11 protein-coding genes, 3 pseudogenes and 1 riboswitch are annotated in these 16,548 nt (G+C 60.6%); of the genes and pseudogenes, 6 read left to right on the top strand and 8 right to left on the bottom strand.

Annotated elements, in window-relative coordinates; all coding sequences use genetic code 11:
* Window positions 1-616 precede the first annotated feature (616 nt).
* Window positions 617-1,690 (bottom strand): ribonucleotide-diphosphate reductase subunit beta, encoded by a 1,074-nt coding sequence (locus tag HAP48_RS04530; RefSeq protein WP_198031293.1) that lies wholly within the window; start codon window positions 1,688-1,690, stop codon window positions 617-619.
* The gene (locus HAP48_RS04525) at window positions 1,681-3,474 is read right to left on the bottom strand and encodes a ribonucleoside-diphosphate reductase subunit alpha (protein ID WP_224496569.1); all 1,794 of its coding nucleotides are present in this window, start codon (window positions 3,472-3,474) and stop codon (window positions 1,681-1,683) included. The genes HAP48_RS04530 and HAP48_RS04525 overlap by 10 nt, the downstream gene beginning before the upstream one ends.
* 254 nt (window positions 3,475-3,728) lie before the next feature.
* A riboswitch (cobalamin riboswitch) is annotated at window positions 3,729-3,942 on the bottom strand.
* A gap of 682 nt (window positions 3,943-4,624) precedes the next feature.
* On the opposite strand from HAP48_RS04525, the gene HAP48_RS04520 reads away from it, so the two are divergent.
* A complete protein-coding gene (locus HAP48_RS04520; protein WP_166071913.1) occupies window positions 4,625-4,822 on the top strand; it encodes a hypothetical protein in 198 nt (65 codons plus the stop codon).
* A 200-nt stretch (window positions 4,823-5,022) separates the two neighbouring features.
* Here the strand turns inward: HAP48_RS04520 and HAP48_RS50640 are convergent, their stop codons facing one another.
* From HAP48_RS50640 to HAP48_RS04510, 4 genes and pseudogenes are all read right to left on the bottom strand, one after another.
* Window positions 5,023-5,712, bottom strand: a complete 690-nt coding sequence (locus HAP48_RS50640; RefSeq protein ID WP_420869851.1) for an IS701 family transposase — start codon at window positions 5,710-5,712, stop codon at window positions 5,023-5,025.
* A pseudogene (locus HAP48_RS51040) lies at window positions 5,709-5,843 on the bottom strand (transposase); the annotation flags it as partial. The gene HAP48_RS50640 and the pseudogene HAP48_RS51040, both read right to left, overlap by 4 nt.
* Window positions 5,821-6,489, bottom strand: coding sequence for an IS701 family transposase (locus HAP48_RS50635; RefSeq protein WP_477021273.1), 669 nt, complete (start codon window positions 6,487-6,489; stop codon window positions 5,821-5,823). The gene HAP48_RS50635 and the pseudogene HAP48_RS51040, both read right to left, overlap by 23 nt.
* 93 nt (window positions 6,490-6,582) lie before the next feature.
* Window positions 6,583-7,918 (bottom strand): annotated as a pseudogene (locus HAP48_RS04510) (IS1182 family transposase).
* Between the two features lie 57 nt (window positions 7,919-7,975).
* On the opposite strand from HAP48_RS04510, the pseudogene HAP48_RS04505 reads away from it, so the two are divergent.
* The 5 genes and pseudogenes from HAP48_RS04505 to HAP48_RS04485 all read left to right on the top strand — a co-directional run.
* A pseudogene (locus tag HAP48_RS04505) lies at window positions 7,976-8,548 on the top strand (cation diffusion facilitator family transporter); the annotation flags it as partial.
* Between the two features lie 251 nt (window positions 8,549-8,799).
* Window positions 8,800-9,123, top strand: a complete 324-nt coding sequence (locus HAP48_RS04500; protein ID WP_029079118.1) for a hypothetical protein — start codon at window positions 8,800-8,802, stop codon at window positions 9,121-9,123.
* Between the two features lie 54 nt (window positions 9,124-9,177).
* Window positions 9,178-10,452, top strand: coding sequence for a divalent metal ion exporter subunit IhpA (gene ihpA, locus HAP48_RS04495; protein ID WP_166213764.1), 1,275 nt, complete (start codon window positions 9,178-9,180; stop codon window positions 10,450-10,452).
* Entirely contained in the window at window positions 10,449-11,426 is a 978-nt protein-coding gene (ihpB, locus tag HAP48_RS04490; RefSeq protein ID WP_029079116.1) for a divalent metal ion exporter adaptor subunit IhpB, read from the top strand. Before ihpA ends, ihpB begins: the two co-directional genes overlap by 4 nt.
* Window positions 11,427-11,456: 30 nt before the next feature.
* Window positions 11,457-14,636, top strand: a complete 3,180-nt coding sequence (locus HAP48_RS04485) for an efflux RND transporter permease subunit (RefSeq protein WP_166213765.1) — start codon at window positions 11,457-11,459, stop codon at window positions 14,634-14,636.
* Window positions 14,637-14,692: 56 nt separating this feature from the next.
* Here the strand turns inward: HAP48_RS04485 and HAP48_RS04480 are convergent, their stop codons facing one another.
* Both HAP48_RS04480 and HAP48_RS04475 read right to left on the bottom strand, forming a co-directional pair.
* Complete coding sequence (locus HAP48_RS04480) at window positions 14,693-15,235, bottom strand: hypothetical protein (RefSeq protein WP_166213766.1); 543 nt, start codon at window positions 15,233-15,235, stop codon at window positions 14,693-14,695.
* Between the two features lie 3 nt (window positions 15,236-15,238).
* Complete coding sequence (locus tag HAP48_RS04475; protein WP_224496903.1) at window positions 15,239-16,183, bottom strand: AAA family ATPase; 945 nt, start codon at window positions 16,181-16,183, stop codon at window positions 15,239-15,241.
* Between the last annotated feature and the right edge of the window lie 365 nt (window positions 16,184-16,548).

The raw sequence follows: 16,548 nt of genomic DNA, 5'->3' as shown, positions 1-16,548 counted from the left end.
GCACGTGATGACGATCGCTCTTGGCTGGCGGATACTCCGCCGGCCAAGTTCCTTTCAAGGGGTCCACTCGATATGCGGAAACCTGATCGAAATTGTCTAGCTGTACGGCTGAAGAGGAGCGATCACCAACTGGCCTCCTCACTCTACTCGCCTCCCGGCCGTTTGCTGTATGGAGACGGCCGCGTCGATGACCCTGATCATCAAGCGCCGTCATCGCATGCACGGTCGCCCTGAACAGACTGGCGGCTTCCACTCAGGCTTTCGCCGCCCTTTTGTGCAGGTGTGCATAAACCGGTTCCATTGGTCCGCATCGATGAGGTCACGCCGACTTTCCCGCAAGGCGAGCGCGCCTCAAAGATCGCCGACCAATGCCCGCGCTTGGTCCTGCAAATTGCAACGATTGTGATCGCCTTTTCGAAGTCTGCCGCACCGAAGCAACTCAGCACAAGATCAGACTTCACTTTGGTACATCAGCCCCGTGGGCGGGTGTTCCCCCGTTATGATTTTCGAGCGGCGTGGATGATGCCGCTTGAGTCCGCTGTGCCGCCGGAAGCCGCAGCAGAGGACTTCCGCGAACCTCCAAGATGTATGAACGGACGCATGCTGTTCCGGTTGCCTACATACGGCCGAAAGCCGCCCACACCCCGTCCTCGCCGTCCCAGCTGCCTCGGCTCGCCGCCTTGGAGTACTCCGTGGCGCGCTGCTCGAAGAAATTGGCGTGCTCGACCCCATTGAGAATCTCGACGAGCCAAGGCAGCGGATGCGGCTTGAGCTGCGTGAACCCATCCTCCTCGGCCTTGAAGAAGCCGAAAACCGGGGCAATCCGGAGTTGGGTCAGTCGCCAGTCGGCGACATAACGGACGTAGGCGTGGATCTGCTCAGGACGCATGCCCTCGATCTTGCCCAGGCCAAAGGCGAGATCGACGAAGTTCTCCTCCAGCTTTACCATCGTTCTGGCGACATCGACGATGTCGTCACGGACCGAGCGCGTCACGGCGCCGGTCTCGCGGTGCCATTCGTGAAACAGCTTGATGACGCCCTCGCAGTGGAGACTCTCGTCGCGCACCGACCAGCTTACGATCTGTCCCATGCCGTTCATCTTGTTGTGGCGCGGAAAATTGAGCAGCATAGCGAAGCTCGCGAACAACGCCATGCCTTCGGTAAAGGCGCCGAACATAGCCAGGGTGCGCGCGACATCGGCCACGGTGTCAACGCCGAACTCGTGCATGTAGTCCGCCTTGGCGCGCATTTGCGCATAGCTGCGAAATGCCTCGAACTCGGTCTTGGGCATGCCGAGCGTCTTGAGCAGCAGCGCATAGGCGTCGATGTGGACCGTCTCCATGTTCGTGAAGGCCGCCATCATCATCTGGACGGTGAGCGGCTGGAAAATCGGGATGTATCGCTTGAGATAATTGTCACCGACCTCGATGTCCGACTGAGTAAAGAAGCGAAAGATCTGGGTGAGCAGCGCGCGCTCGCTGGCGGTGACGCGGTCCGACGCCCAGTCCTTGAGGTCGTTGCCGAGCGGCACCTCCTCGGCCATCCAATGCGTCTGCTGCTGACGCTTCCAGAACTCGTAGGCCCAAGCGTAGCGATCAACGTCATAGCTGCCCGTCGAGTCAAGGAGACCAACGCGCCCCTTGCCGATCAGCGTGCGCGGATCGACAGACGAGAGATCGATCATTGACATGCGAGGCACTCCTCATAATCGGCGCGCTGCGCAGGCGGCTGCCGCGGCGCGGCCTCGTCATCGTCGACGATCTTGCCGGCGAACGCCGCGCGCGAGATCGATTTTGAACGGCAGTAATAAAGGCTCTTCACCCCACGCTTCCACGCCGTCCAGTGCAGCATGTGGAGGTCCCACTTATCGACCTCGGCCGGCAGATAGAGGTTGATTGACTGGCTCTGGCAGATGAATGCGGCCCGGTCGCCTGCAAGCTCGACGATCCAGCGCTGGTCGACCTCGAAGGCGGTGCGAAACACCGCTTTCTCGTGTTCCGACAGAATGTCGAGATGGGCGACCGAACCCTCCTGCGCAATGATCGACTGCCAGGTCACCGGGGTGTCGGCGCCCTTGGCGATCAGTACCCTGGTCAGATGAGGATTACGTACCGAGATGGCACCAGACAACGTCTTGTGGGTGTAGATGTTGGCCGGGATCGGCTCGATGCATGCGCTGGTGCCGCCGCAGATGATGCTGATCGAAGCAGTCGGCGCGATCGCGATCTTCTGGCTGAAGCGCTCCATCACGCCACGTTCCAGGGCATCCGGGCACGGGCCACGCTCGCGAGCAAGGGCGACGGATGCCGCGTCGGCATCACCCCGGATCTTCCGAAACATCTTTAGATTGAATGATTTCGCCAAGCCACTCTCCATTGGAATGCCATTCGCCTGGAGGAACGAGTGGAAGCCCATCACGCCAAGTCCGACGGAGCGCTCGCGCAGGGCGGCGTAGCGGGCCCGCTTCATACCCTCCGGCGCCGTCGTGATGAAGTGGGTGAGCACGTTGTCAAGGAAGCGCATGACGTCCTCGATGAAGCCGGGTTCCTCATTCCATTGGTCCCAGGTCTCGAGGTTGAGCGATGACAGACAGCACACCGCGGTGCGCTCCTCGCCGCGATGGTCGATGCCGGTCGGGAGCGTAATCTCGCTGCACAGGTTGGAGGTCGAGACCTTGAGACCGAGCTCGCGCTGGTGCTTGGGAAGCGCGCGATTCACGGTGTCGATGAACAAGAGATAAGGCTCGCCTGTCTGCAACCGGTTCTCAAGAATGCGTTGCCATAGCTGTCGCGCGTCGATCTCGCGGACGACCTCGTTCGTCTTCGGGCTGCGCAGAGCGAACGCGGTGCCGGCGCCCACGGCACGCATGAACTCGTCGGTGAGGTTGATGCCGTGATGCAAGTTGAGGCTCTTGCGGTTGAAGTCGCCGGACGCCTTGCGGATCTCGAGAAACTCCTCGATCTCGGGATGCTGGATATCGAGATAGACCGCCGCCGAGCCGCGCCGCAACGAGCCCTGGCTGATCGCCAGCGTCAGGCCGTCCATGACGTGGATGAACGGGATGACGCCTGAGCTGACGCCGCCCTTCACCTTCTCTCCGATCGAGCGAACATTGCCCCAGTACGTGCCGATACCGCCCCCGTTGGAGGCAAGCCACACGTTTTCGTCCCAGGTGCCAACGATTCCTTCGAGCGAGTCCGACACCGAGTTAAGGAAGCACGAGATTGGCAGGCCGCGCGTGGTGCCGCCATTGGACAGCACCGGCGTGGCTGGCATGAACCACAGCCGAGACATCGCGTCATAGAGACGTTGGGCGTGCGCAACATCGTCCGCGAAGGCACAGGACACCCGCGCGAACATGTCCTGGATGCTTTCGCCGACGAGCAGATAGCGATCGGTCAGCGTTAGCTTGCCGAACGCGGTCAGCAGGCCGTCGCGCGATCGATCGAGCGTGAGATCGGACGGCTTTGGCAATGGCGCGAGAGGCCGCGGCAGCGGAGCCGATGACGGCGGCGGCACAACACACCGCTGAGGCGTGGCAGACTTTGGCCGCGCCGGCCACGGCCGCACACTCGGCCACTCAATTAGATGACCATGCTGATTGAAATCGTAAGACGGCGACATCGGCAACCCCGCGATGTTAGGGGGTGAAGCCACGCGCACGACTTGCGAGGAGACGGGTCAAACGTCCCAGGCTGCAAGCGACGCACGGGGCACCCCGCCCGAGGACGTTCTATTCTGTCGCGGCAGGTCTCCTGGCTCGCGGGTCGCTGCGGCTGTCGGCCTTCCCGGTGCTGTCGCGGCCAGTGACCATTATGACAACCGCTCGCCGCTTACAGTTGCGGGGGCAGCCCCGGAATAGCCGTTACCGGCGCACCGGGTTCCCTCTTAGCTTCCATCCTACTAGATGCAGAATGGAAGACCGTGGCAGATCTACATACAGACGCCGCGCGTCGAGATTCGTCAAGGCTTGTGCCAGGGGAGTCGAGACGCAGGACGCCACGTCCGCTCCGGGTCCGGGCCCGCAACGCTCTGTTCGAGCAAATGCCCCCCCCCTGCTTCGGCCCATTCCGTGAAAAGAGTGGCAGCATTTTGATTTCGATGCTCCGTCGCGATGACGGGTGCCTATGCGAGTCCGCGTTGGATAGGAATCCGTTCGGCGAAGGTTCTGGGCGATGCTGGCGAGGGATAATCTCATGACGCGCAACGTTTGGCTTGCAATTCAAAGCGGTCGAGAATGCGATCGAGCTGCGCCAGCAAGGTGTTGCTCTTCTTGTGGAACTGGCGTGAGGTGCGTCCCTGCCATGATCGTGCGATCTCGGTGGCTTGCCGCGCGCGCCAGATCGAGCACGATAGCTCCACAAATGCTTGTGGTACCACTGAGCCTTCAACGCGCAACAGTCGCCGTCGCGCTTGCTGACGTGGCCAAGTGTTTTGGCGCCATGATTTACCAGAGCTCCGATCGCAGTAATGACCTTGCCGGCACAGCGGTTGTCCTCACTTGCGTGGTCATGGATGAAGCCGCCAAGGAGGCTCGATCTTAGTCAGCTTTTCGCAAGCTGCCCCTGCTAGCATGAAGCGGATAGGTCATCTCGCGGCGACGCCGCTATCCGGGTGTTACGACATGAACGCAGCCGATATTAATGCAACAGCGCCGCAGGTTGGCGCCCCCTCCGACACCGCCGAGAGCGGCGGCGATGACACGCGTGCAGCGCTACTGCGCCGAGCATTCGAAAAGGCTCTCGTTTCCGTCGCCACGCAAGTCATAAGCGATTCCCAGTCGGATATGGATGAGGCCATGAGCGAGCTTGATGATGGGTGAGCCGATGTTCGGCGCCACATAGAGATACAGCCCGCGTGGTGATCGAATCGAAGACGTGCCAAGTGAGACTTGGCACATGCCACCAGTTAGATGCGCATTCAATGATCTCAGATCCGAGCTGCGAGCGGGTCCGCGAATCCGAATGCACCTGGATCTTTTTGGCAGCGGGCTGCTGCGATTTCCTTTTAACGTCCCTAGTCCTACTGCGTCACAAACGATGATCTGTCTAGTGGTCGAACTTGATCGCACAACAAGGACATCTCGACAGCGTTCGGACGAGCCCATGTTCGAGGCGCCGTCGCATCGTCGCGATCGAATTTGGAATGTGACGTTGGGTCCGCAGCGCCAAATCCGCGGGGTCTGTAATCTGCGGGAATGCGATCGAGCAGGATCGGCCGGGCGTGCCGAGTGCCTGAGGGGGGAATCGTCTCCCGCTCGGAGATCAGGAATCCGTAGGCTGCGATGCACATTGTTGCGTGACGATGAAAGCCGCGCCAGCCGCGTCCCTCGAAGTGGCCGAGCCCGACCTCCTGCTTGAGTTCCTGATAGTCGCGTTCGATGCGCCAGCGCAATTTAGCCGTCTCAACGAGAGTCCGGAATGCCACATCCTCCGGCAATGTCGAGAGCCAGTATTTGGTAGGCTGGTCCTCGCCTTTTGGCCATTCGATCAGCAACCATTCCTCCAATCGCCGGGTGGTTTGCCAATAATCACGATGCGCGGCACGGACCCGCACGCGGGCAAAGTGCGAGGTCAGCTTTTCGTTCATTCCTTGCCGCCACGTGATGGTGCGCCAAGCTTTGGCCGGCAGGCCGATCGCGAGCGCCTTGACGGCGGCCGGCTGATGCTGACGGTACGCATCAGTTTCGGTGGACGGCCGCGGCCCGACCATGGCTTCGGCGGCAAGGGACCGGTACCGGGCGCCCATACCGTTGTGCTCGACAGAAGACCCGCCACATAGGTCAATCCCAGCGCCGTGATCTCCGTGCGCAGGTCGCTGTTATTGCCATAGCCCGCGTCCATCAGTACGACACCGCGTGGAAGGCCGCTCGCGCAGCCCACCGCAACTGCTCCAGCGCGATCTCCGGCTTGGTCCGGAAGCCAACTTCGGCAGGAATGCCCACCTTGCGCCGCCGATCGCAGTCCTCAGTCCATTCCTTCGGAAGATAAAGCGATAAGCGACAGGCAGGCTGGCGTGGTGGTTGGCAATCGAAAGTGACACCGCCACCTGACAATTATCCTGCTTGCCGAGCTGCCCGCAATATTGCCGTGCAACTCCAACTGAATGTCGCCCCTGCTTGGGAAATCCGGTATCGTCGATGATCCAGGCTTCGATGGGGCCCTGGCGTTCAATCGCCGGCAGGACCATCTCACGTACCTTGCCCAGCACCTTCTCATCCGACCAGGCGCCGCTGCCGACGAAATGCAGCAGCGATTGATGCTGGGCGGCCGTCCGTTCCGGAGCTGTCACCGCCGCCATCGGCTCCACGCTCTTGCGACCGCCACAGGCCATCAGGCCGACGCAATAGTCGCGCAGCGGCGCCTTCCGATCAGCATGACCGATGACACTGGCAAGCCCTTCCAAATACGTCGCAAATCGCTTCTCGCTCGTCTTGGTGCCACGCCCGCTCATGTCGGCCTCTCGACTGATGGTCCGTGCTTCATCCATCGCTGATTCTGGCCGGCGGTTTTGTGACTCAGTCAGACTAGGAGCCCGTCCAGATATGTTTTCGTGACGGGCATTTGTTGTAGAGTAGCAGGCTCAGGCTGCGTTTGCGAGGTTGAACAGCTTGAGGAGGTTATGGACGGTGCAGATCATTGTCCACTCGGCGCGCACTTTCTCGATGCCCCGCAACAGGAACTGGCGGAAGCCTCTTGCCTGTTTGATCTGCCCGAACACCGGGTCCACCACTTGCTTTCGCAATCGGTAGGGTGTTTCGAAGCCGCCATCGTCGATCTTCTTTCGCATGGCCTGTGTCAGCGGGCCGCCGACTTTTCCGTTCGCTACTGTCGGGTGCTTGGCGCGTCCGGGCGCGACATAGCCATCGATGCTGCGTGTGTCGAGCGCTTCGAGATTGGCTTCGCTGCAGTAGCCGGAATCCGCTGAGGCCTGCCGCGGCTTGCGGCCAAGATTGCTCTCGATGGCCTCGATCAGGGGCACCAACTGGCCCTGATCGCTGCCGTGCTGGGTCAGTTCTTGCGCGACAATGATCTGGGCATGTGCATCGACGGCCGCCTGGGCATTATAGGCCTGAACGAAGCCATCCTTCGACTTCATGATGCGGCTTTCCGGATCGGTGAAGTTGCGTTGCGCCTTGGGATTGGGTTCCTCCGATGGCAGCGCCGCCGGTTTGCCCGGCTTCTTGCGGCCTTCGGCCTGGCGCTGCTGTTCCTTTTCGGCCTCGATGCGGCGCTCTTCCTCCAGCCGCCAGTTTGGCGTCCGCTTCCAGCGCCGCCATCGCTTGCTGGATCTTCGCCAGCCGTTTCTGCTTGTCGACGGTCCAGTCCGGCAGCTCGTCGCTGTTGCCGAAAGTCTCATCCTCCGAGGCATCCGCCGCCTCGGCGGCCGCCAGCATGCGAGCGACCTCGGCCTTCAATTCCGCCTCGCGCTTCTTCATGCGCTCATAACTCATCGCCTTGTGTTTCGACGCGTTCGCCTTGATCTTCGTACCATCCAGCGCGACATGACCGAGCTTGACCAGCCCGGCCGTCTCGCACAACTTCAGAACCTGCACGAATAGCGCGCCGAGCGCCTTCAAATGTCGCTTGCGAAAGTCGCTGATCGTCCGAAAATCCGGCGCATCCAGCGCCACGATCATCACAAAATCGTTCCGCTCCCGGCAGGCCTTGGCAATCCGACGCGACGAATACAGCCCACTCGCATAGCTATGCAGCAGCAGCGCCACCATCATCCGCGGATCAAACGGCGGCTGCCCAAGCCCGCTCACATAGCTGCCCATGATCTCCCTGAGATCGAGGCTCTCCCGCACCAGATCAACCATAAACCGCGAGACATGGCCTTTCGGCACGAAGTCCTGCACATTCGGCGGCAGAAGCAGCGTCTGATCGATGTTCCAAGGCCGAAAATACTTGCTCATCGCCCAATGTTGAATCAGACCCGACCAGATTTGAACAGCGACTATCCAAACAAGCTCCTAGAGGCGCCTTGGGTGGGCCTTGCGGTGAACGGCGTGGCGGGTTTCATCAACGCTGGATGGTCATGGCTTTTGATCCGTCGAGGGCGGCAGCTTAGATCACCGGCTCTCGTCGCCGATGGGCGCCATCTTTTCACGGACGTGCTTTCTTCGGTTGGGGTGCTGGGTGGAGTAGGGATTGCGGCGATTTCCGGTTGGGCCGTTCTTGATCCTGCGCTGGCAGCGGCGGTTGCCTTGAATATTTTGTGGTCCGGCTGGGGTCTCATGTGGGAGTCGGTCAGCGGGTTAATGGATGAAGCAGTCGCACCCGAGACATTGGTACGAATTAGAGAGATCATTTTGGCCGAGGCGAAGGGCGCGATTGAAGCACATGATCTACGGACCCGACATGCCGGCCGCATGACGTTTGTTGACTTCCATCTTGTCGTCGACGGCAGCACCACTGTTTCAACCGCGCATGACATTTGCGATCGGCTTGAAAAGGCGATTAAGGAGGAAATTGGCGAATCGCTGATAACCATTCACGTTGAACCCGGCAACAAGGCTGAGCATTCTGGCGTCATGACCTTTTGAAGGTCCTCGCAAATGAAAATCGTTCGCACGTTCGAGTGAAATAATTCATATTGGAGTGTGGTCTCGCTTCGAAAGGGATGGCGTTGGTGTGGGATCGCTGCTAATCGTCGGCGTCCTCGTTATGCTGCAGCGCGGTCGACGCCATCGATTGCGCATGTTACTCTTAGACACCGACTTCGTGAGTCCCCCGCAAAGTGAAATCCAGATCGAGCCAGTTCAGAAATCTGCATCCGCGCAGCTCTGGCGCTGTCGTGGCATTTCTTATTGCGCTCGTCTGTCTTCTGGCGGGGGCGTTGCATCAGTTGCGCGATCTCCAAGTGAATGAGGCAATGGTTCGGCCGACCGCTGTGGAATCGTTGATCACAAACATCGGCTCCTCGGGAAAGATCGAGATATCCCGAGCAAACGTCGTCGCGGAGCATGACAAAGACGATAGTTTCTCCGTGAAAACGCTTGAGCAGATGTTTGTGTTGGCTCTCGTCAAGCCTCCATCGATTTTGCTTAGGGAGCCGCGGACTTCTCACCCGGACTCGCTGGCTGCGATCGAAACCCCTCCGCCAAGATACCTGACCTGACCACACTTCGCCGGGCTTTCGGGCCCGTATGTTGTCGTTCATCAGGTTGTCTCCATGTTGTTGATTCGTGCCGCCACGCGGTTCGCGTGCGCGTCGGTATTGCTTGTTGGCCCCTGGCTGACGGGCATGTCCCATTCCCAGTCGTTATCCCTTCAGACGGCGCTGCAGCGCGCGTTGGCCGCGAACCCTCGGCTGACCGCGGCGGAGCGCGACGTCGGCATCGCATCCGGCCAGAGTATCCAGGCCGGCGCGCTCATCAATCCGGAACTGTCGTACGAACAGGACAATTCCTTTGGTTCAGGTCGTTACCGCGGTACGCGATCGGCGGAGACGACACTGCAGATCAGTCAGCTCTTCGAACTGTTCGGCAAGCGTGATGCGCGCATCGCCGCTGGCAGAGCGGCGCTTGACACGGCCACCATCCAGCGCAAGGCGGTGCGGCTGGAAGTTCTCTCCGAAACGGCCATCGCATTCCTGGGCGTGCTCGGTATTCAACGTCGCATCCAAATCCTCGACGAGCACGTCACCGCTATCGACCGGCTGACGCCGTTGCTGCAGCGACGGGTCGACGCCGGCGCATCCTCGCCGGCCGAGACCGGCCGGGCTCAGGTCGCTTCCGATTTGGTGAAAGCCGACCGGGAGCGGGTCCGCGCAGTGCTCGCGAGTGCGCGCCGCGAACTCGCGGTGATCATGGGCGACACATCGCCCAAATACTCCGCCGTATCCGGAAGGCTTGAGGCAGTGGGACGGCCGTCGTCGTTCCAGTCTGTCGTCGCCGCGATCGACGCCAACCCTCAATTGGTGCGATGGACCGCGGTGTACGCGCAACGCAACGCTGAACTTCTGATGGCGCGCCTCAGGCCCTATCCGGACGTGCGGCTGAGCGCCGGCTGGCGGCATTTCAACGACGCCGGCGACGACGCCGTGCGCTTGGGCGTTTCGATCCCCATCCCGGTGTTCGACCAAAACCAGGGCTACGTCATCTCCGCCGAACAGAGCCTGGAGAAGACCCGTGCAGAACGAGAAGCAAACCGCGCCGCATTGATCGTTCTTGCCGGCCGCGCCTACGATTCGCTGCAGGGTGCGCAGCGCGAACTTGCGATCCTGCGCGATTCCACGATCCCGAAATCGCGCCAGGCGGCGGATGCAATCTTCGAAGGATATGCGCAAGGACGCTTCAGCCTGCTGGAGGTCCTCGACGCGCAGGCCAGCGTAGCGCAGGCGCGACTGCGAGAGCAGGAAGCGCAGCAAAACTTCCACATCGCCGTCGCCACTATTGAGGGGCTTGTCGGCAATCCATTCGCACTCGCGCGGGAGAGCGCACGATGAAAAAGACTTTTAGAATTTTGACCGTCGGCCTGTCGGTCGCCGTCTTCGGTTTTGTCGGATTCAAGGTGCTTTCGCCAGCCGCCAAGACTGGCTTGGCGAAGACGCCGGACCAAAGGACGAGGATGGCAGAGGGTCGTGCGGAGCCGGATGAGCACGGCGCGGACCGCGTCTTCATCAGTGACGCCAAATTGGCCGCGGGCGGCGTAGCCTTGGGCGCCGCGGGAAGTGCCGTGCTCAGCGAGACGCTGCACCTCAACGGCATGCTGCGGGCGAACCAGGAATCCGTCGTGCAGGTCACACCTCGGTTTCCTGGCGTCGTGCGCGACATCCGCAAGCGAATCGGCGACGCCGTGGTCAAGGGCGACCAACTCGCCTCGATCGAGAGCAACCAGAGTCTTACCGCATATGATCTCAAGGCGCCCATCAGCGGCACGATCATTGAGAGGCAAATATCGCTCGGCGAGTACGCATCCGAGCAGAAGCCGGCTTTCGTGGTCGCGGACCTGTCGACGATCTGGGTGGATCTTTCGGTGTACCGTCACGATTTCAAGCGCGTCCGTATCGGCGATGAAGTCCTGATTGATCCGGATGATGGTGGGGAGAATATAAAGGCGACGATCTCTTACGTCTCACCGGTCGGCGCGAGTGACACACAGACCGCCCTCGCGCGCGCCGTCCTCACCAATCCGGACGGCCGGCTCCGGCCGGGGCTGTTCGTGACGGCGCGACTCGTCTTGGCGAAACGCAATGCACCGGTAGCCGTCCGCGTCGGCGCGATCCAAACGCTCGAGAGCAAGACAATCGTGTTCGTGCGCGAAGGTGACAAGATCGAAGCCCGGCCGGTGCTGATCGGCGAGTCCGATGCTCAACATGCCGAGGTGAAATCAGGACTTTCCGAGGGCGAACGATACGTGGCCGAGAACAGCTTCGTCGCGAAGGCCGAAATGTACAAGGGTGGAGCTGCCGGTGAGTAAGTGTATCGTCATGCAACGAGGTGACCTGAGATGAACTTGGTTCTATCGTTCTCCCTCAGACATCGTTGGCTCGTGATGCTCTTTGTCTTCGGGCTGGTCGCGCTCGGAGTCTGGAAGTTCACGAACCTCCCGATCGATGCGGTCCCGGACATCACCAACGTCCAGGTCCAGATCAACACGAGTGCTCCCGGGTATTCGCCGCTGGAGACCGAGCAACGCATCACGTTTCCAGTGGAGACGGCGATGGGCGGCCTGCCCAAGCTCGAGTATACGCGCTCAACGTCGCGCTATGGGCTCAGTCAGGTGATCGTGGTCTTCAACGAGGGCACCGACATCTACTTCGCGCGACAGCTTGTCAATGAACGCATACAGCAGGTGAAGGACCAGCTTCCGGCGGGCGTCGATACGACGATGGGGCCGATTTCCACCGGCTTAGGCGAGATCTACAGCTACACCGTGGAGGCGAAACCGGGCGCCCGCGCGCCGGATGGGCGAGAATACACCGCGACCGAATTGCGGACGGTTCAGGACTGGGTCATCAAACCGCAGATGCGGACGGTGCCGGGCGTCATCGAGGTCAACTCGGTCGGCGGTTTCGACCGTCAGTTTCACGTGCTTCCGGATCCGGGGCGGCTGATCGCCTATAAGCTCGGCTTCAGGGATGTGATGAGAGCGCTGGCGGAAAACAACGCCAACGTCGGTGCCGGTTACATCGAGCGGAACGGCGAGCAGTATCTCGTCCGCACGCCGGGTCAGGTCGCCAACAAGGAGGAGATCCGCGACATCGTGATCGGCTCCCGCGGAGGCATTCCCGTCCGCATCCGAGACGTCGCGGAAGTGAAGGAAGGCCCCAACCTCCGCACGGGTGCGGCTACGGTCGACGGCGAGGAAACGGTGCTCGGCACGACGCTGCTTCTGGCCGGGGAAAACAGCCAGACCGTCGCGCAGCGCGTCGCGGCGAAACTGGCCGAAGTGTCGAAACTGCTTCCCGAGGGGATCATTGCGCGGACAGTCTACGACCGGACCAAGCTCGTCGAGGCGACGGTCGCAACCGTCGAGAAAAATCTCATCGAAGGGGCGACTCTGGTCGTCGTCGTACTCTTCCTGATCCTGGGCAATCTCCGCGCTGCGATCGTCACCGCGTGTGTCATCCCGCTCGCGATGCTGATGACGATCACCGGCATGGTCGAGGCGAAAATCAGCGCGAATCTGATGAGTCTCGGCGCCATTGACTTCGGCATCATCATTGATGGAGCGGTCATCATCGTGGAGAACTGCCTGCGGCTTCTCGCCGAGGAACAGCACAGGCGCGGACGACTGCTGTCCCTCCCGGAGAGGTTGACGGCGATCAGGGAAGGCTCGCACGAAGTCATCAAACCCAGTCTGTTCGGCACCATGATCATCGCGGTCGTCTACCTGCCGGTCCTGACGCTGACCGGCGTGGAGGGCAAGATGTTCACGCCCATGGCGCTGACCGTGTTGATGGCGCTTGCGGGAGCGGCGTTGCTTTCGGTCACGTTTGTCCCGGCAGCAGTCGCCCTGGTGGTGACCGGAAAGGTCTCTGAGCATGAAAACGCCTTCATGCGCATAGCAAAGCGGATCTACCTGCCGCTGCTGGCCGGGGCAATCCGGTTCCGCCGGACGGTTGCGCTCGTTGCCGTTGTCATCGTTATCGCGAGCGGGGCTGCGGCGACGCGGATGGGATTCGAATTCATTCCAAGCCTCGACGAGGGCGACCTCGCCATCACCGCTACCCGGATTCCCGGAACGAGCCTGACGCAGTCGCTGGACATGCAGGCAGCGCTCGAGCGCCGCGTGAAGCAGATACCGGAAGTGGAAACCTTCTTCACGCGCACCGGCACCGCCGAGGTCGCGACCGACCCGATGCCCCCTTCGACATCGGATGGTTTTGTGATGCTGAAGCCGCGCGCGGAGTGGCCTGATCCGTCCAAGCCGAAGTCCAAATTGGTCGACGAGATCGAGCGCGCCGCACAGGAGATACCCGGCAGCAACTACGAGTTTTCGCAGCCGATCCAGATGCGGTTCAACGAGCTGATCTCGGGCGTGAGAAGCGACGTCGGCATCAAGATCTTTGGAGACGATCTGGAGACCCTGCTGCAGTCGGCCCGCCAGGTGCAGGCCGCGGTCCAGAACATTCCCGGCGCCACCGACGTGAAGACCGAGCAGAGCGGCGGACTGCCGGTGCTGACCGTCAAGCTCGACCGGCAGGCGCTGTCGCGCTACGGGCTCAGCGTCGGCGACGTCCAAAACCTCGTGGAGATCGCCATCGGAGGAAAAAGCGTCGGGAAGCTGTTCGAGGGAGACCGCCGCTTCAACATCATGGTGCGTCTGCCCGAACACCTGCGTGGCAATCTCGAGGCCATCCGGACGATACCGATTCCACTCCCTCCCGTGGAAGACGCACTCCAAGGCGCAATTCGAACGTCCTTGATGAGTCCTGCCGCCGGTCAAATGCGGTACGTGCCGCTTTCATCGGTGGCCACAATCGATGCAGCTCCGGGGCCGAACCAGATCAGCCGGGAAAACGGAAAGCGAAGGATTGTCGTGACGGCGAACGTTCGCGACCGCGATCTGGGGGCGTTCGTTTCGGAGTCGCAGCAGGCGGTTACCGAGAAGGTCAAGCTGCCGTCCGGCTACTGGATCGTATGGGGAGGACAGTTCGAACAGCTCGTCTCCGCGACCAAGCGGCTGACGATCGTCGTACCCATTGCGCTTCTGCTTGTTTTCCTGCTGCTGTTCATGAGCATGGGATCGGTGGCAGATGCGCTGCTCGTGTTCAGCGGCGTACCGCTCGCCTTGACCGGCGGTATCGCCGCGCTGTTGCTGCGTGGAATCCCACTGTCGATTAGCGCCGGCGTCGGATTCATCGCCTTGTCAGGGGTGGCTGTACTCAACGGCCTTGTGATCATCGCGTTCATTGATCGTCTCCGCTCCGAAGGCAGATCGCTGCTCGAGGCGGTAGAGCATGGCGCCGCCGCGCGGTTGAGACCCGTCCTCATGACCGCGCTCGTCGCGTCGCTCGGCTTCGTGCCGATGGCTATTGCGACGGGCGCCGGCGCAGAAGTTCAGCGGCCGCTGGCAACCGTAGTGATTGGCGGCATCATTTCGTCGACGATACTCACCCTTCTGGTTCTACCAGCGCTGTACGCTCTCTTCCGGAGAGAAGCGGCGAGCAAGGAAAGCTTGTAATGACACGCTTCGTTCTTTTCTGCGCGGCCTTGCTGTTCGCTGCGCTCGCCATCGGCTCAACGCAGGCGGTAGCACTCGCTTCGATGTCCGCCGATCGCGAGGTATGGAGCCCGGCCCGAATCGACGCCCTTCCTCCGGAATTGCGCTGTGCGAATAGCCTCGATAGACTCCACCTTCTTTTTGTTCGGAGGATTGTTTCCTACTTTGCTCAGCGGCCCGCTTAGATAGTCGTTGAGAATTTCTTCAAGAACCGGACGTGCATGATCAGGAATATACAGCGCGATCACGCGGTCATTTGCTTCGGTCGTTTTGACCGCGCCGGTGCGTATATCTTGCGTTTTCATGTCGAGCACGTCAGGCGGCGTGCCCCGCTTCAATTCAACTTCGACGAATGTGCCGGTGGGCGGCTCTAGGCGCGTATCCGTCGGTTTGACGGCGTCAGCTGCCGCGAGTGCAACACGCAGTTCATTTTGAACACGTTGACCATGCGCGGCACGTTCACGAACAGCACCTGAACCGCCTCCTTGCTCGCCGACATAGCCTTGCGAAGTCGCAAATGCGATTATGTCAATGTGGGGTAGGTTGAAACGCGACGGCATACATTACGAACCTTCTGTGTCCATAAAGGCCGTTCGCATGGCGTGACGCTCTTGGAGACGGTCAACAAGGTCTTCCGTGGTGAGCTGCTTTCGCTCATCCAATATCGCCGTCTTCACAGCATCGTCTGCCGCTCTGACAATTTCTGATTGGCTTAAGCCCTCAGCCGCATGAATGATGTGTTTCCACGCCGGACGGACCACTTTCATCGGAATGACGTTGGCCGTGATGAGCGTTTTGATCTGTGCTGAGGTCGGCGCGTCAAACTCCAGAACTTGGTCGTAACGGCGCAACAAGGCCCGGTCGAGGAGTGACGGATGATTGGTCGAGCAAATGATAACGCTATCGGTCGAGTTACCTTCCTCCATAAACTGAAGGAAAGAATTCAGAACGCGTCGCATTTCGGCTACGTCATTCGTGGCCGTTCGTTGACCGCCGACCGCATCAAACTCGTCGAACAGGTAAACACCGCGGCGCTTGGCAGTCTCATCAAAAATAAAGCGCAGCTTCGCGGCCGTCTCACCCATATAACGCGTTATCATCCCTTCAAGGCGGATAATGAACAGCGGAAGGTGAAGCTCACCCGCCAAAGCCTCGGCAGACATCGTCTTCCCTGAGCCGGGTGGCCCCACAAACAGGACGCGCCGATTAGGAGTTTTGCCATGTTCGCGCAACCAGTCACGTTTGCGCTGCTGACGTAAAACATCGCTAAAGCGGCCCAGCAGGCGGTCGCCTAAAACAACATCCTTCAGCTTGTAACGTGGGTCGCGCATTTCAAGCAGCCCCTCTAGACTGCCCCGCGGACTTGCAAACGGAATCGCGACCGACGCCCCCCCGCGAATTGCGCGAGCGCGCTTTGTCGATTTCAGTTCGCATCTCTTGTGCGGTGTCGCGCCGGCCTTGCCGAGCTTCTGAAGCTGCGATCTGAAGCGCGATGGAAAAGAACCCATCCTCATCACCCTCAGCTCGGCTTCTCAACATAGCTAGAATCTGCTTGGCGCTCGACACGATAGATCCTCTCTACACGAATCGTACTACAGCCGCGCCCATCCGCGAACGCTTTTTTGATGCGTCATCCTCCGTTGTGTATGACCTGCGGTTAAGGGCGTTATACGGACGGCGATGCTGGACCGCTTCATCGCCGTTGTCTTCGCGTTCGGTTGTGAAGAACGAGCGCAAGCAGTCCCCCTGGATGCCGTCCGCCGACACGCGCCGTAAATAACCTCCAAGCAGGGCACTATCAGGAGTTGGATTAATTGTAGCTTGCGCTTCTGTGTGTTCATGGTATGTTCCAGGCGTTAAATGCACCCTCCCA

This window comes from Bradyrhizobium septentrionale (assembly GCF_011516645.4).
Lineage (GTDB): Bacteria > Pseudomonadota > Alphaproteobacteria > Rhizobiales > Xanthobacteraceae > Bradyrhizobium > Bradyrhizobium septentrionale.
The sequence above is the reverse complement of the archived record's forward strand: the minus strand, read 5'-3'. Positions and strand labels throughout refer to the sequence as shown.